We start from the raw sequence: 22,658 nt of genomic DNA on the forward strand, positions 1-22,658 counted from the left end.
CCGTCGCCCGTCCCGAGGCACGTCCCCGCTTCCGTCCGTCCTGGGACCGCCGCCGTGTGGCGGGTTTCGCCGCGGCGGCCGCGGCCGTGGTGCTCGCCGTGCTGGCGGTGGTGCGGCCGTGGCGCGGAAGCGAAGCGCCCCGGGAGCTGCCCTTCGCGCTCGCCTCCGCGCGTCCCCTGGAGGGCCGGCCCAGCCACCCCGCGCTGGAGGGCTACCGCGCCCTGGCCACGATGCGCAGCGGCACGGCCGGGCGGACGGAGCTGGACCTGGCGAAGCTGGCGGCGCTGGAGCAGCGCGGGGACCAGCACGGGATCGCGACCGCGTACCTGGCCTCTGGCGACTTCGAGCGCGCGGAGCGCATCCTGGAAGGCTTGCCTCCGTCGCCGGCCGTCCAGGGAGACCGGGCGCTGGCGGCCCTGGGCCTGGGCCTGCCGGAGCGCGCGCTGAGGCTGCTGGATGCGGCGCTGGAGACCGCGCCGGATGATGCGCGACTGCACTGGAACCGGGGGCTCGCGCTCCAGGCCCTCTCGTTGGAGTTGGCCTCCGCGGCGGAGTTCCAGCGGGTGGCGCGGGCGAAGGAGCCGGGCTGGAGCACGGAGGCGGATGCTCGCGCGGACGGCCTGCGCGCCGGAGCGCTGGCGCGGCGCGACTCGTGGCTGGCGATGAACGCGGCCGGCATGGCCCTGGCGTTGGAGGGCACGCCGTATCCGTCCACGATGGCGCGTCGCAACCCGGACCTGGCGCGGCTGTACCTCTACCATGCGCTGCGCGCGGCGCCGTCCGCGGAGCGTGTGCGGGCGCTGCTGCCGCTGGCGTCGGTGCTGGACGAAGCCACCCGGACGAAGACGGCCACCGCCTACGTGACGCGCGTGGCGGAGGCGGACTTCGGCCGGCGCGGACCGCTGGCCCAGACCTACCGCGCGGTGCTGGAGGGCACGCAGACGCTGGAGGGCGCGAAGGCGGACGCGTATCTGGCGAAGCTGCGGCGCTCCAACGAGCGCGACCTGCTGCTGGGCGCGCTCCTGCTGCTGCGGCAGGAGGACCGGCACGTGGACGAGCTGGCCACGCTGGTGCGCCAGTCCGGCGAGCCCGCCTGGTACGAAGCGCCGCTCGCCCGGGGCCGGGCCCAGGCCGCGCTGGCCCGGGGCGACACGGAGACGGCGGAGAAGTCGCTCACGCAAGGCCTGGCGTCGTGCCGGAGCGCGGGCTTCCAGTACCGCTGCGTGGACCTTCAGCAGCATCTGGCCGCGCTCTACAACCGGTTGGACCGGCGCAAGGAGGCCGAAGGGCTGGCCCGGTCCGCGCTGGAAGAGGCGTTCCGGACCGATAGCTGGTTCCAGGAAGAGGTGCTGCTGTCGGACCTGGTGACGAGCGCGCGACTGAGCCACGCCCCGGCGCTGGCCCGCGCGTACCTGGACGAGTACGTCCAGCATGCACCGGACGACTGCGCGCGGCGTTCGGAGTACCACCACGCCCGGGCGCTCCTGGCGGTGGAGGACCTGGACGCGAAGGCGGCCCGGCGTGAAGTGCAGGACGCCATCGGCTGTCCCACCGCGCCCACGATGCTGGAGATCGCCGTCGCGGGCGACCTCTTGCGGTTGGAGGGCGGCACGGTGCCGGGCCGCGAGCTGGACCGGGTGCGTGAGCGCATCCGCGTCCTGCGAGACGACGCTTCCCTGTCGGCCGGTGACCGGCTGCTCCTGGATCATCTGGAAGGCCGCATCCTCATCGAGCGCGACCGCGAGACGGGCCAGCGGCTCCTGCGCGGCGTCATCACCGGCTCCGCGCTGAAGCGCTCCTCCGACATCGAGGCGCGCAAGGCCTGGTCGCACAGCCACCACGTGCTGGTGATGGACGCGGGGCGCGCGAAGGAATGGGACTTGGCGGTGGCGCTGCTCGCGGAGGAGCTGGATCGCACCGCGCCCACGTCCTGCCTGCTGGCGCTGGCGGGCCAGGATGAGCGGCTGCTCTTCGTCGCCCGCGGGCCGGACGGCAAGGCGGAAGGGCTGTACCTCAACGCCCTGAAGCGGCCCCTGCGCGAGGAGGTGCCGGGCGTGCCCGAGCGCCTGCGCCTGGTGGTGGCTGCGTGCGAGTCGGTGCGCGTGCTCGCGGAGCCCATCCTCCAGGGGCGCCCCGGGCTGCTGCCGCCGGACCGGGCCTGGAGCTACCTGGCCCCCGGAGGGCAAAGCGTCGCCGCGCCGGCCATCGCGCCCGCGCCCAAGCGGCTCCTGGTGTCGGACGTGGAGCCGCCCGCGTCCCTGGGCCTGCCGCGCCTGATGCCGTGGAAGGGCGTGGCGGGGCCCAACGACGTGCACCTGCGCGGGCGCGCGGCGACGCCCGAAGCGGTGCTCGCGGAGATGGAGGACGCCACGGAGGTGGAGCTGCACACGCACGGGCTCTCCGGCACCGGCCTGTCCGACGCGGCCTTCCTGGCGCTGTCCCCGGACGGGGCCGGCCACTACGCGCTGACCGCGGAGGACCTGGAGGGTCACACGCTCAAGGGGGCCCCGGTGGTGCTGCTGGCCGCGTGCGACGCGAATGTCGGAGCGTGGCGCTACCATGCCGTGTGGAGCCTGCCGTCCGCGCTCATCCAGGCGGGCGCGCGCGCGGTGGTGGCACCGTCAACCCAGGTGCCGGACGTGGAGGCCGGGGCCTTCTTCCAGTCACTGCTGGAGACCCTGCGTCGCGGCGTTCCACCCGCGCAGGCGCTCCGGGACACGCGGGCCCGGTGGCTGCGGCAGGGCAGCGCGAAGTGGGTCCAGGACCTGGTCGCGTTCGAATAGGCTCCGCTGTCCGCGAATAACGACGGCCCTGCGCGTAAGGGATCCGGGAGGATTCATGCACCAGCGTTGGAAGTCCGCAGTGGGAGCGATGGCAGTGGGCGTGGTCGCGTTGACGGCCGCGAGCGCCGGGGCCCAGAGCAAGGGTGTGAAGCTGGCGCCCCGCACGACGCCCGTCGCCAGTCCGGCGGCCCAAAGCAGTGGCTCCGTGGACGTGGCGGTGGATGAGGGCGCGGCGGGCACGAAGCTGTACCGGTTCGACCGCGGCAGCGGGAAGCTCACGCTGGTGAAGTCGCTCAGCAAGACGGAGGCGGCCAGCACCGTGTCCCGCTTCAAGGACCTCCAGGTCGCGCGGAGCCAGGCTCCCGCGTCGAAGCGCGATCTGGTCATCGCCGTCGCCCCGGAGGGCAAGCCCCCCAAGGGTGGGCCTCCGGGCGGCAAGGATCCCGACCCCATCATCGAGGCGGACTTCACCAGGCTCGACAGCGAGCTGGCGCGCCTGAAGCTGGACAGGGCGAAGGTGAAGATCGGCACACCGCAGGCGCGTTAGGGCCGGTCGGCCTGCGTCGGGAAGTCTGGGGGCCGCGGCTCCGGGGTGGTGGCAGGTGTCCTCGCCCCGGGGGGCCGCGGCCTTCGTGTTTGTGGATGCAGCCAGGCGCCCCCGTTCAGCCCGCGACGCGCGGAGTGTCTGCCCAGGCCCCCCGCCTGCATTCCCCGCACCCGTCACGCCTTGCCCCACGTACAACATGCTCACACTTTTCGTGCGTGAGGGGGCCAGGCTCGCCCGTTTGTCTTCGACGTCCTCCTCCGCCCGAACGACCAGCGGGTGTCGTCCGGCCAACCCGCGAAAGCAGGGGAGGGTGCACATGGGGATCATCGAAAACGGGCGTCGTCGTGGTGTCGTGGCGCGGTGTTCGACGTGGGGCGTGATGCTGTCGTTGGTGGGAGGCGTGATGGGGACGGGCTGTGGCCCCACCGCCCAGGAGCCCGCGCCTCCTGATCCGGCGGGCACCGTGAAACAGGCGGCCCTGAGCTACAACAGCCTGTCCTACAATGGCCTGTCGTTCAACGGACTGTCATTCAATGGCCTGTCGTTCAACGGGCTGTCTTTCAATGGCCTGTCGTCGGCGGAGTTCGCGGCGTGGTTCGAGGAGGATCCGGTGCTGGCCGACGAGGTCATGCACTACGTCATCCGCTGCGCGATACCGGAAGGACAGACGCGCACGTTCACCGACGGCCGGACGGAAGCGCGGCACACGTGGGCGGGCTCATTGGGATTGGCGCCGACCTGGGCCGGGGGCAAGCCGGCGACGGTGGCGGAACAGCAGCTCATCTCCGCGTGCCTCGCGGCGCACGCCAACCCGTTCGGCGTGAGCGTGCCCATCTCCGTGCAGGGCCGTGACGGGGCGGGGGTGACGATTCCCTCCACGCCCGCGGAGCTGGCGGAGTTTTCGAGGCCGGAGTCGTGCTTCTTCGGCAACCTCTTCCTGGGCCAGGGCGTCTACGCGGGCAGCCAGAATCCGCCGCTCGACGGGGCCCAGAGCACCACGCGCGCATGCGCGGTAGTGGATGGTTCCGGGATGCCGCGCCAGACGTGCGCGCCGCTCGTCTACGTGGGCAGTTGCGCGGCGTCGTGCACGCCGGATGGCACCTCCGGCCTGTCCTTCCAGAGCTGTTCGGTGGGGGGCGTCACCTACCAGCCGCTCACCACGCGCGTGCGGGACGCGGACCTGGCGGTCTGCGGAGATGGCACCTGCCAGGTGACGGAGGCGTGTGGCGCGTCCACGACGTACGACGCGTGCGCGGCCGACTGCGGAGCGTGTCCCTGACGCAGGGGCGCTGCTGCTTCAGCCGGTGTGGGAGCCCAGCCCGGAGGTCACGCCCGCGCGCAGCCGCTCGTGGAGCGCGTCGGTCAGCAGGTACCAGAACTGCACGTTGCCGAAGCTGAGGATGTCGCCGCCCTGGAGCGACACCTCACGCTGCCCGATGGTGCTGGCATTGACGAAGGTGCCATTGGTGGAGCCGAGGTCCCGCACGGTGCAGCGGGATTCGGCGCGGCTCCACCGCAGCTCCGCGTGCTGCTTGGAGACGGAGGCGTCGTCCAGCACCAGCTCGCAGTCCATCCTCCGGCCGATGCGCAGCGCATCCGAGTCCTTGAGGGTGGGCAGGGTGGCGACGAGCAGGTCGTCGAATTCGAAGAGCAGGGTGAGCATGCCCTGCTCGATGTCGCCCGGGTCCGCCATGCGGGTGGGGGCGAGCACGGCGGCGGACAGCTCCGCGGGCGGGCGCTGCACCAGGGCGAAGGGGCCCAGTTGATGCTGGAAGGTGCCCACGGGCAGGGCGGAGGCGAGGGCGCGCATTTCCTGGACGGACAACACGGCGGGCAGCCTAACGGGTCGGCCGTCGGGCGCACAGCCGTTACCGGACGATGGGGGTACGGCTTTCGTTGACCCGCTTGTCACTCGTTCCCTACATTGGTCGTTTCCAGGCGGCGGCCGGGTTCCAGGAGGGAGCCCCGGTCCCGGATTTCTGGGCAGCCAGGTGATGGAAGGAGCGGTGTCGATGAGCGGCGACAGCATCCCGATGACCCCCCACGGTTTGCGGAAGCTCAAGGACGAGCTGAAGCACCTCCAGTCCGTGGAGCGCGGGAAGATTTCGCGTGAGATCGAAGTCGCGCGGGCGCACGGCGACCTGCGGGAGAACGCCGAGTACCACGCGGCCAAGGAGAAGCAGTCCCACATCGAGGGGCGCATCCTGACCCTCGGCGACTGGATTGCCCGTTCGGAGGTCATCGACCCGGCGAAGCTGGGCGGCGACAAGGTCATCTTCGGGGCCAGCGTGGAGCTGAACGACCCGGAGACGGACAAGGCCATCACCTACCGGCTGGTCGGTGAGACCGAGGCGGACCTGAAGAAGCGGTGGATCGCCGTCACCTCGCCGGTGGCGCGTGCGCTCATCGGCAAGAAGGTGGGCGACGTCGCCACGGTGAACAGCCCGGGCGGCGTCCGGGAGCTGGAGGTCGTGAAGATCTTCTTCGAGGATCCGCAGGACGACGCTCCGCCCGCCGAAGGGTGATGCCTGGTCGTCCGGGTGTCTTCCGGGGGAGTGGGCATGGGCTCGCTCCCCCGGTTTCGTTTTCCGGGCGGCGTCAGGCCCACTTCGTAGGATGGAGGCTGGAAATCGCGTGAACCACCCGCTCGCCAGCCTCGTTGGACCCCTGAAATACGCCTGCCAGCGCGACTTCGCGCAGTTGGGCATCGTGAAGGACCTGCGCACCCTGATGGAGCGCACCCTGGCGGGGGCCAGCGGCGTGGACGCGCGCGCGCTCGATGACCTGCGAGCGGCCCTGCCTCATGTGGATCCCCCCGCGCCCCCGGAGCACCGCAAGGCGGCGCTGCGGCAGGTGCTGGGCGCGCTGAAGCTCAGCGGCGTGGCCCTTCCGGAGGAGCTGGAGCGGGTGGTCGTCACGGGGGAGCTCAATGCGGTGGCGGCGGGCTTTCCCCGGGCGCCGGAGCGTGCGCACGTGCTCGAGGGGGAGCTGGCCGCCGCGCTTCCGCGCCGGAGGGTGACGCCGCCTCAAGGGGTGGCGCAGGCGGGCCGGAACGTCGTGCCGCCCTGGAAGTCCCAGGAGCCGGTGGTGCCCCCGGTCGGCGGGGCTCGTGCTCCGGATGCGGTCGGCGGGGCCACCGGCCGCGCTGGGGCCGCACCGCCGCGCATGGCTGAGCCCTCGCCTCGTGGCAGCCGTCCCGCGGCCACCCGGGCTTCTGGCCCCAGCGGTGCGCCCGCGCGCGAGTCGATGTCCCGGACGGGCGTCGGCGCCGACCCTCGCAAGGGACTGCCCCCGGCGGAGGGTGCCGCTCCCGCCGAGAAGGGCAAGAAGAAGAAAAAGGCCAAGGCCGTGGGCGCCGAAGCGTCGCGCTCCGAAGCGAAGCTCCTGTCCATCGCGCCGCGCTCGGGCCCGCTGTCCGCGCCGCTCAAGACGCTGGGCAAGCGGCTGGGGCCGCGCCTCGTCGCCGTGCTGGACAAGAAGGGCCTGCGCCGCACGGGCGACATCCTGTTCCTGTTGCCACGCTGTTACGAGGACCGCCGCCGACTGCGGACCATCGCGGAGCTGATTCCCGGCGAGCGCGGCGTGACGGTGGGCACGGTGAAGACCGCGGACTTCGTTCCGGGGCGCGGTGGCAAGCGGATGTTCCGCGCCGTCGTGGGGGACCGCTCCGGCAGCATCGCCGCGACGTACTTCCACGCGGGGCCGTGGCTCAAGAGCCGCTTCTCCGTGGGCAAGCAGTTGGTGCTCTCCGGAGAGGTCCGCGCCTCCATGAACGGCCGGGAGATGGCCCACCCGGAGCTGGAGCCCGCCGAGGACCTGGAGTCCACGACGTCCGTCCACTTCCACCGCATCGTCCCCATCTACCCGGGCTTCGAGCGCGGTGAGCAGCGCTCGTTCCGCGAGCTGGCCGCGCGCATCAGCGAACAGCACGCGCACCACCTGGAGGAGCCGCTGCCCGCGGACCTTCGCCGCCGCTACCACCTGATGGGGCTGCCGGACGCGCTGCGCTTCATCCACTTCCCGCCCGAGGACGCGGACCTGGAGGCGCTGGACGCGCACCAGAGCCCCGCGCACCGCCGGCTCGCGTTCGACGAGCTGTTCTTCCTCCAGTTGGGCATGGCGCTCAAGCGTCAGGACGTGAAGGCGGAGGAGGGCATCGCCTTCGATGTCGCCCCGGCGCGCCTGGACAAGGCTCGCGCCGCGCTGCCCTTCGAACTCACCGGGGCCCAGGCGCGCGTGGTGGGGGACCTGGCGCGGGACATGGCGAGGCCGGAGCCGATGAGCCGGCTGGTGCAGGGCGACGTCGGCAGCGGCAAGACGGCGGTGGCGCTGGTGGCCGCGATGGTGGCGTTGCAGGACGGCTACCAGGTGGCGGTGATGGCCCCCACGGAGATCCTGGCCGAACAGCACGAGCGCACCTTCCGCCGCATCCTGGAGCCCCTGGGCTTCCGCGTGGGGCTGGTGAGCGCGGCGGGCACCGCGAAGCACAAGCGCACGGTGCGCGAGGGCGTGGCGAGCGGCGAGCTGCACCTCGCGGTGGGCACGCACGCGCTGCTCGAAGGCGGCGTGTCCTTCCAGAAGCTGGGGCTGGTGGTCATCGACGAGCAGCACCGCTTCGGCGTGCTCCAACGCCAGACGCTGATGGGCAAGGGCGTGATGCCGGACGTGCTGGTGATGACGGCCACGCCCATTCCGCGCACGCTCGCGATGACGCTGTACGGCGACCTGGACGTGTCCATCATCGACCAGCTCCCCCCGGGCCGCACGCCCATCACCACGCGCGTCTTCAACAACCAGTACCGCGCGCGCGTCTACGAAGCGGTGGCGGCGGAGCTGGCCAAGGGCCATCAGGCCTACGTCGTGTATCCGCTGGTGGAGGAGTCGGAGAAGCTGGACCTGGAGGACGCAACGCAAGGCGCGGGGAAGTTGCAGGTGGTGTTCCCTACCGCGCGCGTGGGCCTGCTGCATGGGCGCATGAAGGCGGAGGAGAAGGACGCCGTGATGGAGGCCTTCCGCGAGAAGCAGATCCAACTGCTCGTGTGCACCACCGTGGTGGAGGTGGGCGTGGACGTGCCCAACGCGTCCGTCATGGTGGTGGAGTCCGCGGAGCGCTTCGGCCTGTCGCAGTTGCACCAGCTTCGCGGCCGGGTGGGCCGGGGCGCGGCCGCCAGCTTCTGCTTCCTGGTGGCGGGGGCCGCGCGCTCCTGGGAGTCCACCGAACGGCTGGGCGTGATGGAGCGCAGCAGCGACGGCTTCGTCATCGCGGAGAAGGACCTGGAGATCCGCGGCCCCGGCGAGTTCCTGGGCACGCGGCAGAGCGGCCTGCCGGAGCTGGCCGTGGCCAACCTGGTGCGCGACGGCGACCTGCTGTCGCTCGCGCAGGTGGAGGCGCGGCGGATCATGGACCGCGATCCGAAGCTCCAGGAGCCGGAGCACCAGGGGCTGGTGAAGGCGCTGGAGGAGCGCTGGGAGGGGCGACTGGCGCTGGCCCGGGTGGGGTAGGAACCGGGGGGCCTTGGAGCCTTGGGCCCGCCCGTCGGGTTGTCCGCGACTGTCGGCGTGCTTACGTTTCCTCCGGAGCATGACGGGGGACCGCGCGATGGGAGACTGGGGCCGAGCGGAGTATCTGGCACGGCAGGGCATTCGAGACAGACGGGTGCTCGCGGCGATCGCCAACCTGAACCGCGCGGACTTCGTGCCCGCCCAGGAGCGGGACGTGGCCCACGAAGATGTGCCGCTGCCCATCGGCCATGGGCAGACCATCAGCCAGCCCTATGTGGTCGCCCTGATGAGTGAAGCCCTGCGCCTGCGCGGCTGTGAGCGGGTGCTGGAGATTGGCACCGGCTCCGGCTACCAGACGGCGGTGCTGGCCCTGCTGGCCCGCGAGGTCTTCACGGTGGAGATCGTTCCGGAGCTGGCCCGGCCCGCCCGGCGCCTGTTGCACCGGCTGGGCTTCACCAACGTCTTCTTCCGGGAAGGCGACGGGTCGCTCGGCTGGCCCGAGGGCGCTCCCTACGACGCCATCATCGCGACCGCCGCGCCCCCGGAGATTCCGCGCGCGCTGCTGCGCCAGCTCAAGCGGGGGGGACGGATGGTCATCCCCGTGGGCGCCGTGGACGAAACGCAGGAGCTGCTGCGCATCCGTCGCGGTCAACCCGGGCTGCTGCCCAAGGTGGAGCGCCTGTTGCCGGTGCGCTTCGTGCCCATGACGGGCCAGGCCTCGCCCGCGCACTGAGGGACAGGGGGCGCGCCTGCACGCCCACCCTTCATTTCCCGGCTCGCGTTGCCGTGCGGGGAGGGGACCGATAACGTCCCGGCCATGATCATCTGCCCGGTCTGCGACCACGTGCAGTCGGAAGGCGAAGAGTGCGACGGCTGTGGCAAGCGCTTCCCTGGACTCGTGAACACGGAAGCCCCTGTCGTGGTGCAACTGGCCGAATTGGAGCTGACGCACCACGCGGGAGGTCGCGCGGAGGTGGAGTCCGCGCCGATAGCGGATCTGGACCTGACGCGGTTGCGCTCGGGACCAGACCTGCCGGCCATGTCCGTGCCCGACCTGGAGCTGACGAGCTCGGGCGCCACGGGCGCGGTGTCCGTGGATCCGATGGCGGACCTGGACACGGGCCGCGCGCCGGATGACGGCGTCCGCACCGTCGCGCCGGTGGGGGCGGTGACGTGCCGCTACTGTCGCCACGTGCAGGCCGAAGGGCTGCTGTGTGACGGCTGCGGCATGCGCCTGCCCCGCGTGCGCGTGGCGGCGCCGGTGGCCGCGAAGGGCCGAGCGCAGGAGGGCGAGCGCGTTCCCTGTCCCTCCTGCCACACCCCCTCGTATCCGGGCCGCGCGTGCGTGGCGTGCGGCACGAAGGTGGAGGTGGAGGCGTGAGCGCCCTGACCGCGCACTACGCGTGCAGCGAGGGGTGCGGCTTCACCGCGTCGCTCTGGGACGTGGTGTACCGCTGCCCCCGGTGCGAAGGCCTGCTGGAGGTGGCGCACGACGAGGCCGCCCTGCGCGCCGTGCCGGCGGCGGAATGGAAGCGCCGCTTCGAGTCCCGGTTCGCGACCTCGCGGCTGCCGGACGGCTCCGGCGTGTGGGGCAAGCGCGAGTGGGCGCTGCCCGAGCTGCCCATGGAGGACATCGTCTCGCTGGGCGAGGGGCGCGTGCCGCTCAAGCCGCTGCCCCGGATGGCGGCGGAGCTGGGGCTGGGTTCGCTGATGTTGAAGGAGTGCGGCGTCTCCCCGACGGGCAGCTTCAAGGACTGGGGGATGACCGTCCTGGTGTCCGCGGTGAAGCACCTGCGCTCGCGCGGGACGCCCATCCGCGCGGTGGCGTGCGCGTCCACCGGCGACACGTCCGCGGCGCTGTCCGCGTACGCGGCGGCGGCGGGCATCCCGGCGGTGGTGTTCCTGCCGAAGAACAAGGTGTCGCTCGCGCAGTTGGTGCAGCCCATCGCCAACGGGGCGCGGGTGCTGTCGCTGGACACGGACTTCGATGGCTGCATGAAGCTGGTGCAGGCGGTGACGGCGGACACGGGGCTGTACCTGGCGAACTCGATGAACTCGCTGCGCATCGAGGGCCAGAAGATGATCGCCGTGGAGCTGTGCCAGGACCTGGGCTGGGAGCCGCCGGACTGGATCGTCATCCCGGGTGGCAACCTGGGCAACGCGAGCGCGCTGGGCCGGGGCCTGGACCTGTTGCACACGTTGGGGCTCATCACCCGCCGGCCGCGCATCGCGGTGGCGCAGGCGCAGCGGGCCAACCCCCTGCTGCGCTCCTTCCGGGGCGGCTTCCAGGAGCTGACGCCGATGCAGGCGGAAGCGACGCTCGCGTCGGCCATCCAGATTGGCAACCCGGTGTCCTACCGCCGCGCGGTGAAGATGCTGCGCGCCTTCGACGGCGTGGTGGAGGAGGCGACGGAGTCGGAGCTGGCGAACGCGGCGGCCCGGGCGGACCGTGAAGGCACCTTCGCCTGTCCCCAGACGGGCGTGGCGCTGGCGGCTGTGGAGAAGCTGGTGGCCCAGGGCGTGATGGCGAAGGGGGCCAGCGTCGCGGTGGTGGCCACCGCGCACGGCCTGAAGTTCGCCGACTTCAAGGTGGGCTACCACCGGGGGACGCTGGCGGACGTGAAGGCCGCGCACGCGAACCCGCCGGTGGAGCTGCCCGCGGACCTGTCGGCGGTGCGCGCGGCCCTGAAGGACCTGGGCTGACGCGCAGGGCCCGGGGCTTGAGGCCCCGGGCGGCGGTAGGGACGTTCGCTACTCGACCGTGAGCGGGATGCGCGACTCGATGGTGAGCCCGAAGCCGGCGAGGCCCCGGTAGGTCATGTCCGTGTTGGTCATCAGGCGCATGGCGCGGATGCCCAGGTCGGTGAGGATCTGGCAGCCCATGCCCACGTCGCGGGACTCGTGGGCCGTGCGGGTGGGGGACGCGTTGCTGCCGTCGCCCGCGCGCTTGTGGTGGATGCCGAAGTCGTCGCCGTGCATGCCGGGCAGGTAGACGATGACGCCGGAGCCGGCCTTCGCGACCTGCTCCAGGGCCCGGTCCAGCAACTGGTGGCACTTGCAGTCCGGCGAGCCGAACACGTCGCCCATGGCGCACGCGGCGTGCAGGCGGACCAGGGGGGCGGGGTTGGCGTGCTCCGGGTCGCCCTTCACGAGCACCAGCGACTTGGCGCCGTCGGGCGTCCACGAATAGGTGAGGGCGGTGAACTCGCCGTGGCGGGTGCGCACCACATCCTGGCCTGCCTCGCGGCGCACGAGGCGGTCCTTGCGGCTGCGGTACTGGATGAGGTCCGCGATGGTGACGAGGGACAACTGGTGCTCGCGCGCGAAGATCTTGAGATCCGGCATGCGCTGCATGGTGCCGTCGTCCTTCACGAGCTCGCAGAGGATGCCGGAGGGCTGGAGGCCGGCGAGCCGCGCCAGGTCCACGGCGGCCTCGGTGTGGCCCGCGCGGCGCAGCACGCCGCCCTCGCGGTAGCGCAGGGGGAAGATGTGGCCGGGGCGCAGGAAGTCGTCCGCGGTGCTGTTCGGGTCCGCGAGGGCGCGGATCGTCTTCGCGCGGTCCGACGCGGAGACGCCGGTGGTGGTGCCGTGGCGGAAGTCCACGGAGACGGTGAACGCGGTGCGGTGGGACTCGGTGTTCTCCGCGACCATCTGGGGCAGGCGCAGCGCGTCCAGCCGTTCGGCGAGCATGGGCTGGCAGATGATGCCGCTGGTGTGGCGGACCATGAAGGCGAGCTTCTCGGGCGTGGCCAGCTCGGCGGCCATGATGAGGTCGCCCTCGTTCTCGCGGTCCTCGTCATCGGCGACGACGACGCACTTGCCAGCCTGGATGTCGCGGATGGCCTCCTCGATGGTGTTCAACTCGGAGTCTTGGCTCATGGCGGAGGTGCTCATCCTGCTGACGGCGTGGAGGGGCATGGTGCGCGGCATGTAACGCGAGGGGGGTGGGGTGGCAAGCCATGCCCGGGGACCAGGCAAGCGTCCGTTCAATGGCTGGGATGAGGGGAAGCTGTGACTGGGGGTCCGGGTAGGTGTTCCTCGCCCGGCCGGCGACTCGACGGCCCGGTACGGGTGATGTAGGGTGCCCGGCTCCGTGAGCGCAGACCATCAGGAAAAGCGGGCCCGGTTCGACCAGTTGCAGGAAAGCCTGGCGACCCGGCAGAGCACGACGCACTTCACCCATGCGGGCATCTCCGTCATCGCCTTCATGCTGATTTCAGGTGCGGCCGGGAAGCTGTTCTACGACTCGCTGCGCACGCCGTACCTGGCTTGGGGCGCGGCACTGCTGGCGCTGGGGCTCCTGGTGTACGGCTACGTGAGCTACCGCAAGGGCCGCGTGGTGCTGGACGACGAGCTCAAGCGCTACGAGACGCTGCTGGCGCTCCGCCACGAGCTGCACCTGGACAACCCCGCCGCGCTGCTTCCCCGGTGAGCGCCCCGAAGAAGGCGTCGAAGGCGGCCCGCCCCGGACGGTTCATCGTCCTGGAGGGCCTGGATGGCGCGGGCACCACCACGCAGACGGAGCGGCTGGCCGCGGCGTTGCGCGCGGACGGGCACGCCGTGGTGACGACGCGAGAGCCCTCCGACGGGCCCGTGGGAACCCAGCTTCGCCAGGCCCTCACGGGACGACTGGGATTGCCGCAGGGACGCGGGCCACTGGCGCCGGAGACCCTGGCGCTGCTGTTCGCGGCGGACCGCACGGACCACCTTCACGCGCGGGTGTTGCCGGCGCTGGAGGAGGGCAAGGTCGTGCTGTGCGACCGGTACGTGCTGTCCTCGCTGGCGTACCAGGGCGCGAGCCTGCCCATGGCGTGGGTGGACACGGTGAACGCGCACGCGGTGTCGCCGGACCTGACGCTGTTCGTGGGCGTGGATCCGAAGGTCGCGGCGAAGCGCCGGGCCGTGCGCGGAGGCCCCGCGGAGCTGTTCGAAGCGGACGAGGCCCAGCGACGCATCGCGAGGCAGTACCTGAAGGCCATCACGCTCCGGGAGAAGCGCGAGCGCATCGTGCGCATCGACGGGGAGCTGTCCGTGGCGGCGGTGACGGATGCATGCCTGATGGAAGTGCGGCGGGTGCTCGCGCGCAAGCGCTGAGTCCCGCTCGGGCCCGGGCCCGGTGAAACAAAGTATTACGTTTGTTTTTTGTGGACCCCGGGAGTGTCTTATCCGGGAGGCGCGGACTCACGGCTGCGTGCCGGTCCGCGTCTTCCCTCCCGCACCCCGACCTCCATGCACCCTTTCCGTCTTTCTTCCTTTCGTGGTCATTCCCTGTCGCCGCGCCTCCGGAGCCTGACGGCGCTTGCACTGACTGTCGTCGCCCTGGGGACGGTCGGCTGTGGCTCGGAAGAGCCTTCCAGGCCGCCACCGGTGACGCCGGCTCGCGATGCCGGCGTGGATGCGGGCCCTGGGGAAGGAACGGATTCGGGTGTCCCGCAGGGGGATGGTGGCACCGTGGATCCCCCGACCGATGCCGGCGTGGACGCCGGGGTCACGGCCGCCTTCCGCATCTCGGCGGTCTCCGAACTCACGGCGCGGTTCGATCCGAAGACAGCCACCTCGGTCCTCGTCAATGTCCTCCGCGAGCCCCCGTTCACCGCGGGCGTCTCCCTCTCAGTGGACGGGCTGCCGCCCCACGTGCGCGTGGTCCAGTTGCTGCCGGTCGTCATTCCGGAGACGGAGAACTCGACGCCGCTGGGCTTCTACCCGGACGAGTTCGCTGCCTATGGCCGGTTCCCCCTGACGCTGGTGGGGCAGGGCGGAGGCGACCGCGTGGAGTTCCCCTTCACCCTGGACATCCAGCCCGGCCGCGCCGCCCTGGACAGCGCATTGGGAACGGCAGGGCTCGCGATGCCCGCGCTCGGCCAGCCCTCGGTGCGCATCAACGCCGTGGCCGCCCAGACGGACGGCAAGTGGATCCTCGTAGGGTCCACCGGCTCCACGGGGTTGCAGGATGTGCTGGTGGCGCGACTGCTCCCGGATGGAACGCCGGACAGCTCATTCGGCACGCAGGGCGTCGTCGTCACGGACATCTGCGGAGGGGACGACTACGTGAATGCCGTCACCGTGCTGTCGGATGGTCGCATCGTCGTCGCGGGAGCGGCCCTCTCCGGGACGAACACCTGCTCGGGGACGAAGTACCAGAGCGTGCTGCTGGCCCGGTACACCTCCACGGGGGCGCCGGACACCACGTTCGGGGGCACCGGCGTGCGCACCTTCCAGCTCTCCACGGGCAGCTCCTCCCTGCACGCCGTGACGGTCGACACGAATGGCCGCGTCGTCGGCGCGGGCACGGTCCGCAACGGCGACCTGGATCTGCTCGTCATCCGCCTCCTGCCCACCGGGGAACAGGACACCACCTTCAGCGGGGACGGTGTGGCTGCGGCGAACCCGGGCCAGGAGGATCATGGCCTGTGCGTCGTCGCCGAGCCCGACGGGAAGATCATGGTGGCGGGAACCACCAGTGGCAACTTCAACAAGGTGGCCCTGGAGCGCTTCAGCGCCGACGGCACCCTGGACCGGAGCTTCCGGTACTTCACGGACCTCCGCTCCGTGGAGATCACTCCGCACACGCTGCACCGCCTGGCGGATGGGACGTATGTGTTGGGCGGTCGGGCCGTCTACTCCGACGGTGCCATGAAGGCCACCCTGGCCCGGGTGACCGCGACCGGGCGCGAGGACACCACCTTCAACGGCACCGGCTACGCCTACTTCACGACGGCGTTCGTCGGAGGCAAGGACCTGGTCATCGGCACGGGCCTGTTGCCGGGGGGCACCATCGCGGTCGCCACCTGGAGCCAGGATGACAGCGGGGCCTCCGGCCTGGGCGTGGTGCACGTGTCCGCGGATGGCGCGAGCATCCTCCGCTCGCACCGGACCGAGCTGCCCGGTGATGAGAAGCCCACCGCGGCCGTGCTGGATTCAGCGGGATTCCTGCGCGTGGTCGGCACGCTCGTTCCGGAGGGACAGACCGAAGCCGCGCCCTTCGTCACGCGCTTCCATCCGTACTGAGGAAGCCGCCGCCTCCCGCACCACGACCCGGAACCCCCGCATCAGGGCCCACAGCAGCTCCAGCATGGAGCTGCCACGGGCCAGGCGGGGAACCGCCAGCCACGTGCCCATGGGCGCGTTGCCCATGCGCGAATCCATGGTGCCGAAGAACCGGGCCACGTCCGTGTGCGACACCCTCACGCCCGTGAGGCTTGCGCCATCACCCGCCGGGTAGAGGACGGAGGCGAGGTCCTCCGGCGTCGTGCCCGCGCGCGGAGGCCCGAGCACTCCCAGTTCGAACGCCTCCTCCGAGTCCACGAAGACGGTGCGCACGCCCTCCGCCGTCAGGGCGCTGTCCCGGTGGGACTGCGTGACGAGCACCCGCGCTCCCGAGTCCTCCAACACCGAGGCCCACATGGTGCGCGGGGCGTCCGGATCCAGCGCGATGCAGACCCCGCCGGCCTTGAGGATGCCGAGCATCGCCACCACCATCCCGGCGCAGCGCTCCACGCTCAGGCCCACGCGCACCTCCGGCGCCACGCCCTGCTCACGCAGGTGCCACGCCAGCGCGTCGCTGCGCGCGTCCAGCTCCGCGTAGGTGAGCGTCTCGTCGTCACCCGCCACCGCCACGGCGTCCGGCGTGCGGGCCACCTGCGCGCGGAACTGCGCGGGAAGGCAGCGGGCGTCGTCCGGGGAAGGGACCTCCGCCGGTTCGCTCCAGTCGGTGTGGGTCGCCTGCTCCAGCTCATGGCACGGCATCAGGACCCGCTCGTCCTCCGAGCCCGCCTGCAACCGCGCCCCCAGCGCCTGGGCCCGGGCCTCCAGGTGCGCGAAGCTCCACTCCTCCGTGGCGCTCTCCGCGTCCCCCGTCTCCTGGAACCAGTAGAGCCGCGCGGCGCCCTGCTTTTCAGCGCGCGGGCAGAGGAGATCGACGAGGCTGGAAGTCAAGCCGAAGTTGTTCTCGCCGCCATCTGCTGAATTCATGGAAAATCACCTTAGCACGGAAAAGTCTTGATTGCTCGCGACCCTCCCATGCGGGGCTGACATTCCTGGTACCGGGGTGGGATGGACAACCTCGCGCAGCCACCGTGAGGGGTCCGATGGGGTAGAGTCCGGCGTTCCATGGAGCGCACCGGCGCGGCGGCGATCATCATCGGCAACGAGGTCCTCACCGCGAAGGTGAAGGACGAGAACGGGCCCCACCTCATCCAGCGCCTGCGCGAGTTGGGCATCCCGCTGCGCTCGGTGGAGACCATCCTGGACGACGTGGACGCCATCGTGGACGCGGTGGCGCGAGCCCGGCGGCGGGCCCGCTACGTCTTCACCAGCGGCGGCATCGGCCCTACCCACGACGACGTCACGGTGCGCGCGGTGGCGCTCGCGCTGGGCCGCTCCGTGGTGCGCCTGCCGGAGATGGTCTCCGCGCTGCACGCCCGCGCGGGCGACACGCCGGTGACGCCGGAGGGCCTGCGGCTGGCGGACGCGCCCGAGGGCACGGTGCTGCTGGCCCAGCCGGGGATGTGGTTCCCGGTGCTGACGGTGGACGACATCTACCTGCTGCCCGGAGTCCCGCAGCTCTTCCGGCTGCAACTGGAGACGGTGCTGTCACGGCTGAGCGGCACGCCGGTGCACCTGGTCAGCCTGTTCTTCAACCTGGGCGAGAGTGCCCTGGCGGGAGTGTTGGATCGCGTGGCGCTGGACATGCCCCACGTGGCCATCGGCTCGTATCCGGTGTTCGACGCGAGCATGGACTACCGCGTGAAGGTGACGGTGGAGGCCCCGGAGCGGGCCCACGTGGATGACGCCGTGGGTCGCATGCTCGGGGCACTCCCGACGGACGCGCTGGTCCGCCGGGAGTAGCTGGCACCGCGTACCGCCTGACTACAGCGACAGGCCCATCCGCTGACGCAGGCGGAAGAAGTCGTCGGTGAGCATCCACGTGAGCAGGGCGCGCAGGTCGGCGCGCTCGCGCACCGCCTGGAGGATGGGCTCGGAGCCTTCCTGGCGGTTCGTGGGGATGTTCGGATCCTCGCGCAGCACCATGGTGAGGCCCACGGACGGGTCCCCGCATACGAGCAGGCCCGCGCGGTCGGCGGAGAAGTTGAGCGCGTCCACCACGGACGCCACGTCCAGCTTCGGCTGTTCGGCCAGCGTCTGCGCGGGGCCTTCCAGGGCCTTGAGCGCCTTGCGCGAGAACGCCTTCTTGAGCTGCTTGGTGGTGTCGTCGTTGCGCCGGCCCAGGCCGTTGAACTGCGGCGAGTGGATGCGGATGGCATTGCCGAACAGGTCCGACGTCTCGCCGTCGGACAGCTTGGCGAGCACGGCTGTCTTGTTGAGCAGGCCCAGCACCGCCTTGCCGATGAGGAACTTCTGCTCACGGGCATTGAAGCGGCGCACCACGTCCTGGCCCACGCACAGGGACAGGGGCTCCGTCGTCTCCAACTGCATCATCCCGCGGCGGGCGAGGTAGACCTCGAACTCCTCCACGCCGAAGTTCTGCGCCACCACGCGCACGGCCTTGAACACGGCCGAGTCCGGCTTGAGCTTGTCTGTCTTCGGGTTGACCCCGAGCATCTCGAACTGCGGCGGATACACCTTGGAGAGCTGATCGCCCACCGCGCGCAGGAGCTCCGTCATCTGTCCGCGAGCGGCCGGGTGCATCAGCACCGTGTCCACGTCCGTCTGGCTCAGACCCTCGCGAGGCTCCTGCGGCTGCCGGGCGCGGCCCTCCGAGTAGAAGGACTGCTCCACCTCGTTGGTGGCGCGCATGAACGTGAGCACCGCCGAGATGGCGAACGCCTTGTCCTGCTGCTTCTGCGCCTCCCACAGCTTGAACAGCGCGTGCAGGCTCTCCACGCGGCCCGGATCCTGGCGCAGGAGCTGCCGGTGCTCCTCGATGGCCAGCGGGTAGCTGTTGGTGTCGCGGCCGTACAGCTCCGCCAGCGCGGCGCGGGCCTGGGCGTTCTGGGCGTCCTGTTCGACGACCTGGCGGTAGATGGCCGTCGCGCGCGCGGGCTCCGACAGGGGGCCGGCGTAGAGGCTCGCCACGCGCATGCGCAGGGACGCGGCGCGCTTGACGTCCGTTGACACCGTGGCGGCTGCCTGGGCGTCCAGCATCTGCGCCAGCTCCGGCAGGTTGCGGGCCCGCTCGTAGAGGGCCACCAGCCGGTCCACCAGCGCGGGCTCGCCCGGCGTCAGCTCCAGCGCCTTGCGGTACAGCGCCGTGGCGGAGGCGGCGTCTCCCAGGCCTTCGTCGTGGATGCGCGCCAGCTCCACCGTGAAGCGCGCGCGGGCGTCGGTGGGCAGGTCCTGATCCAACAGCCGGCGCAGGCAGTCCACCGCGCCGCTGAAGTTGCGGCCCTGCGCGTACACCGTGGCCAGCCGCTCCAGCGCTTCGGGGTGGCGGGGCAGGGTGGCCAGCGCGGTCTGGAGGTGCGCGGCCGCGCGGTTCAGGTCGTTCAGGTGCGTCTGGTAGAGGCCACCCAGGGTCAGGTGGTGCTGCGCGAGCACGCGAGGGTCGCCGCCCTGCTGCACGCGCTGGCTGAGCATCGCCGCGGCTTCGGCGTACTGCTGGCCTTCGAGCAGCAGCAGTCCGCGCGTCTCCAGGGCGTCTGGGAAGCCGGGCCGGGCGGCCAGGGCCTTCTCCAGCACCGCGAGCGCGCGGTTCCTGTCACCCAGGGCCACGTTGTGCAGCCGGGCCGCGGTGACGTAGGCCGCCGCCGCTGCTTCCGCGTCACGCTGCGCGAGCCGGGCCTCGGCGCGCCGTTCGTGCAGGGCCGCGAGGTCGGAGGAACCGCCACGCTGCGCGAGCAGCTCCTCCAGGCCGGTGGCCGCGCCCGGGTGCAGCGGGTCGCGCTCCAGCGCCAGGCGGTAGAGGGCCGCGCCGCCGTCCGGATCATTCAGCTTCTGGACCGCGAGCTTCGCGGCGGCGACGAACCCTTCGATGGCGCCCTTGGCGTCGCGGCTCGCCTTCGCCTCGGTCTCCAACATGGTGCGCGCGGTGGCGAAGTCGGAGCGGCGCAGGGCCACGCGGCGAGCCCCCTGGAGCGCGGGCAGGCACTGCGCCTGGAGCTCCAGGGCCTGATGGTAGAGGGCGGCCGCCTGCTCCAGGTTGCCGTTCTTTCCTTCGGCCAGCTCGGCCGCGCGGAGCAGCAGCTCCAGGGCCTCGGTGGGGTCGGTCGTCACGGCGAGCCGCATGGCGTACATGCGGGACAGGCCGGTGGTGTCGCCCGTCTGGCGCAGCACGCGCTCCAGGCTGAACGCGAGGCGCGCGTCGCTGGGGTCCTCGTCGAAGGCGCGCTGGTACACGTCCAGGGTGCGCTCGGTGGGAGGGCCCTTCTCCTGATCCGCCGCGGCCAGGAGGCGCAGGGCGCTGGACAGGCGGGGGTCCGTCACGCGGTCCGCGATGCGGCTTCTCAGCTCGGCGCGGCGGGGACGGTCCGACACGCGGATGCGCTCCAGCAGGGTGAGGGCGGAGAAGTTGCCGGGCTCCAGGGCCAGCACGGACTCGCAGCACTGCGCCGCGCGGGACGGCTCCTGGAAGCGGTCCAGGTAGAGCCGAGCGAGCTTCAGGTACGCGGTGACCTTGGCGGACGGCGTCTGGCCCACCTGCGTCTCGCGGTCGAGGATGGCGACCAGCTCCTTCACGTTGTCCTGCGTGACGTACAGGCGCTCCAGCGCGCGCAGCGTGGCGGCGTGGCCGGGCGTGAGGCGCAGCACTTCCTGGTAGCCGTCGATGGCTAGCTCCGGACGGGCGAGCTGGTCCTCCCAGATGGCGGCGGCCTGGTAGAGCGCGTTGGCGCGCTCCAGCGGGTCGGTGCGGTTGGCTGCGTCCGCGCGCAGCACCTCCACCAGGTTCTCCCACGCGCCGTGGGCCCGGTGGATGCGGGCGAGCGCACGCAGCGCCGGGAAGTAGCTGGGCGCCAGCATCAGCGCCTCCTGGTACGACGCGAGCGCCTCGTTCTCCTGCTTCAGGCGGTGCTCGTACAGCTCGCCAATCTTGTAGATGAGCGCGGCGGCCTGGTCGGTGGAGGGAGAGATCTCCGCCTCCGCCCGGTACATGTCGATGAGCTTCTCCCAGCGGGCGTCCTGCGCGTACAGCCGGCCCAGGGCCTTGAGGGCGGGGAGGTACGAGGGCGACAGCGCGAGCACGCGCTCATACGCGCTGATGGCGCCCACGCGATCCTTGAGGTGCTCATCCAGGATTTCGGCGTTGCGGTGCAGGAGCGACAGCACCTGCTTGGTGTCGCCAGCGAACGACGCCTCCAGGTCGTTGGTCTCCAGCAGCTCGCGGTAGCGTCCGGCGCGCTCGTAGAGGCGGGCCAGGTTGCGCAGCGTGGGCAGGTGGTCCGACGCGAGATCGAGGATGCGCTTCATGCACTCGATGGCGTGGTCCAGGTCCCCCAGGCGGTCCTCGTAGATGACCGCCATCTTGTTGAGGGTGGTGATGAGCTGGTCGCGGTCGTTGGTCTGGAGCAGGTCCTGCTCGAACATCGACACGAGCTCGGCGAAGCGGCCCTGGCGCTCGTAGAGGCGGGTGAGGGCCTTCTGCGCGGGGAGGTAGCCGGGCTGGAGCTGGAGGCACGCGTTGTAGCGCGCGATGGCGTCCTCCTGGCGGCCCAGGCGCTCTTCCAGAATCTCGGCCGCCTTGTACATGCGCGCGGCCTTGCCCTTGGCGTCCTCGGCGGCGGTGACCTCCGCGTCGAAGACGGCGACGAGGCCTTCCCAGTTCTTCATCCGGTAGGACAGCTTGCCCAGGCCCGCGAGCGCGGCGGCATGGCTGGGGATACGGGCGAGGATGGCCTGGTAGCGGGCGGCGGCCTCCTGGTCGCGCTTGAGGTCGTCCTCGTACAGCGCGGCGAGGCGCAGGTTGATGGCGACCAGTTCGCTCTCGTCGTTGATGGAGCCCACCCACGCGAGCAGCACGTCGGACAGCTCCTCGAAGCGCCCCTGCGTCTCGTAGATGCCGGCGAGCGCGGAGAGGACGAGCGGTTCGTGGGGGCTCACGCGGCGCGCGGCGAGCAGCGCGGACAGGGCATCGTCCTTGCGGCCCAGGCGGTCGTGGACCTTGGCGATGTGGAGGTAGGCGGGAGCGCCCTGGGAGCCCTGGCCCTCGGCCTCGGCGAAGAGGGCGGCGAGCAGCTCGTCGGTGCGGCCCTCGCGCTCGGCGATGCGCTTGACGGCGGCCTGGAGCAGCGGGTCGGAGCGGTCGAGCGCGAACGCCTCGCGGAAGACGACGGCGGCGGCGTCCTTGTTCTTGAGGCGCTCTTCCAGGAGCATGCCCGCGGCGGTGAGGTAGTGCGCGCGCAGGCCCGGCGGAACGACGGCGGCGGCGAGCAGTTGGTAGATCTCCACCAGGGCGGCGGCGTCATTGCGCGTGGCGTAGACCGACTCGAGCTGCGTGAGCAGGGTGATGTCGGTGGGCTTGCGGTCCAGGGCCTGGCGCAGGGCATCCGCGGCGTCGTTGTCGCGGGACAGGCGCTCTTCGAGGATGGAGCCCTTCTCGAAGAGGAGGGAGGCCTGGAGGCGCGCGTCGTCGGAGGCGATGAGCTCCGCGTCGATGAGCTGGACGACCATCTGCCAGTTGCCCACGTCGGCGAAGAGGCGACGGGCGGCGCGGATGTTGGCGAGGAAGCGAGGCGCCAGCTTGTAGGCGTTCTGGAACGCGACGGCGGCGTTGCGGGGATTCTTGAGGGGCTCTTCCCAGAGCAGCCCGACCTCATGGAAGAGGAGGGCCGCCGTCTGGGGCTCGGTGGTGGCGAGCGCCTTGGCCTCGCGCTCCATGGAAGCGATGCGCTCGCGGGCATCGTCCTCGGCGCTGGCGGTGGGGGCGGGGAGGG

16 protein-coding genes are annotated in these 22,658 nt (G+C 71.5%); 12 read left to right on the forward strand and 4 right to left on the reverse strand.

Annotated elements, in window-relative coordinates; genetic code table 11:
• The 3 genes from D7V88_RS21075 to D7V88_RS21085 all read left to right on the forward strand — a co-directional run.
• Nucleotides 1-2,783, forward strand: a 2,783-nt coding sequence (locus tag D7V88_RS21075; RefSeq protein ID WP_120542447.1) for a CHAT domain-containing protein, incomplete at its 5' end; no start/stop codon positions are given.
• A 55-nt stretch (nucleotides 2,784-2,838) separates the two neighbouring features.
• Nucleotides 2,839-3,330, forward strand: coding sequence for a hypothetical protein (locus tag D7V88_RS21080; RefSeq protein WP_158625120.1), 492 nt, complete (start codon nucleotides 2,839-2,841; stop codon nucleotides 3,328-3,330).
• A 316-nt stretch (nucleotides 3,331-3,646) separates the two neighbouring features.
• A complete protein-coding gene (locus D7V88_RS21085; protein WP_120542449.1) occupies nucleotides 3,647-4,609 on the forward strand; it encodes a hypothetical protein in 963 nt (320 codons plus the stop codon).
• A gap of 18 nt (nucleotides 4,610-4,627) precedes the next feature.
• Here D7V88_RS21085 and D7V88_RS21090 read toward each other — a convergent pair whose 3' ends face one another.
• Entirely contained in the window at nucleotides 4,628-5,158 is a 531-nt protein-coding gene (locus tag D7V88_RS21090; RefSeq protein ID WP_120542450.1) for an FHA domain-containing protein, read from the reverse strand.
• 184 nt (nucleotides 5,159-5,342) lie between these two features.
• Here D7V88_RS21090 and greA point away from each other — a divergent pair, with 184 nt between their 5' ends.
• From greA to thrC, 5 genes are all read left to right on the forward strand, one after another.
• Nucleotides 5,343-5,855 (forward strand): transcription elongation factor GreA, encoded by a 513-nt coding sequence (gene greA, locus D7V88_RS21095; RefSeq protein WP_120542461.1) that lies wholly within the window; start codon nucleotides 5,343-5,345, stop codon nucleotides 5,853-5,855.
• A gap of 109 nt (nucleotides 5,856-5,964) precedes the next feature.
• The gene (gene recG / locus D7V88_RS21100) at nucleotides 5,965-8,832 is read left to right on the forward strand and encodes an ATP-dependent DNA helicase RecG (RefSeq protein ID WP_120542451.1); all 2,868 of its coding nucleotides are present in this window, start codon (nucleotides 5,965-5,967) and stop codon (nucleotides 8,830-8,832) included.
• Between the two features lie 97 nt (nucleotides 8,833-8,929).
• Nucleotides 8,930-9,565 carry a protein-L-isoaspartate(D-aspartate) O-methyltransferase gene (locus D7V88_RS21105; protein ID WP_120542462.1) on the forward strand — a complete coding sequence of 212 codons (636 nt, stop codon included), beginning with the start codon at nucleotides 8,930-8,932 and terminating at the stop codon, nucleotides 9,563-9,565.
• A gap of 84 nt (nucleotides 9,566-9,649) precedes the next feature.
• Nucleotides 9,650-10,213, forward strand: coding sequence for a hypothetical protein (locus tag D7V88_RS21110; RefSeq protein WP_120542452.1), 564 nt, complete (start codon nucleotides 9,650-9,652; stop codon nucleotides 10,211-10,213).
• Nucleotides 10,210-11,535, forward strand: coding sequence for a threonine synthase (gene thrC, locus D7V88_RS21115; RefSeq protein WP_120542453.1), 1,326 nt, complete (start codon nucleotides 10,210-10,212; stop codon nucleotides 11,533-11,535). The genes D7V88_RS21110 and thrC overlap by 4 nt, the downstream gene beginning before the upstream one ends.
• 48 nt (nucleotides 11,536-11,583) lie before the next feature.
• On the opposite strand, the gene ribB is transcribed toward thrC, so the two are convergent.
• Nucleotides 11,584-12,711 carry a 3,4-dihydroxy-2-butanone-4-phosphate synthase gene (gene ribB, locus D7V88_RS21120; RefSeq protein WP_120542454.1) on the reverse strand — a complete coding sequence of 376 codons (1,128 nt, stop codon included), beginning with the start codon at nucleotides 12,709-12,711 and terminating at the stop codon, nucleotides 11,584-11,586.
• Between the two features lie 214 nt (nucleotides 12,712-12,925).
• On the opposite strand from ribB, the gene D7V88_RS21125 reads away from it, so the two are divergent.
• The 3 genes from D7V88_RS21125 (at nucleotide 12,926) to D7V88_RS21135 (ending at nucleotide 15,840) form a co-directional block, all read left to right on the forward strand.
• A complete protein-coding gene (locus tag D7V88_RS21125) occupies nucleotides 12,926-13,264 on the forward strand; it encodes a hypothetical protein (protein ID WP_244238288.1) in 339 nt (112 codons plus the stop codon).
• Entirely contained in the window at nucleotides 13,261-13,926 is a 666-nt protein-coding gene (tmk, locus tag D7V88_RS21130; RefSeq protein WP_120542456.1) for a dTMP kinase, read from the forward strand. Before D7V88_RS21125 ends, tmk begins: the two co-directional genes overlap by 4 nt.
• A 357-nt stretch (nucleotides 13,927-14,283) precedes the next feature.
• Nucleotides 14,284-15,840, forward strand: a complete 1,557-nt coding sequence (locus D7V88_RS21135) for a hypothetical protein (RefSeq protein WP_158625121.1) — start codon at nucleotides 14,284-14,286, stop codon at nucleotides 15,838-15,840.
• Here the strand turns inward: D7V88_RS21135 and D7V88_RS21140 are convergent.
• Nucleotides 15,751-16,803 carry an AMP-binding protein gene (locus tag D7V88_RS21140; protein ID WP_120542458.1) on the reverse strand — a complete coding sequence of 351 codons (1,053 nt, stop codon included), beginning with the start codon at nucleotides 16,801-16,803 and terminating at the stop codon, nucleotides 15,751-15,753. The genes D7V88_RS21135 and D7V88_RS21140 overlap by 90 nt on opposite strands.
• Nucleotides 16,804-16,941: 138 nt before the next feature.
• On the opposite strand from D7V88_RS21140, the gene D7V88_RS21145 reads away from it, so the two are divergent.
• Complete coding sequence (locus D7V88_RS21145) at nucleotides 16,942-17,679, forward strand: competence/damage-inducible protein A (protein ID WP_120542459.1); 738 nt, start codon at nucleotides 16,942-16,944, stop codon at nucleotides 17,677-17,679.
• Nucleotides 17,680-17,700: 21 nt separating this feature from the next.
• Here D7V88_RS21145 and D7V88_RS21150 read toward each other — a convergent pair.
• Nucleotides 17,701-22,658, reverse strand: a 4,958-nt coding sequence (locus tag D7V88_RS21150) for a tetratricopeptide repeat protein (RefSeq protein WP_120542460.1), incomplete at its 5' end; no start/stop codon positions are given.

It is taken from the genome of Corallococcus terminator (genome assembly GCF_003611635.1).
GTDB lineage: Bacteria > Myxococcota > Myxococcia > Myxococcales > Myxococcaceae > Corallococcus > Corallococcus terminator.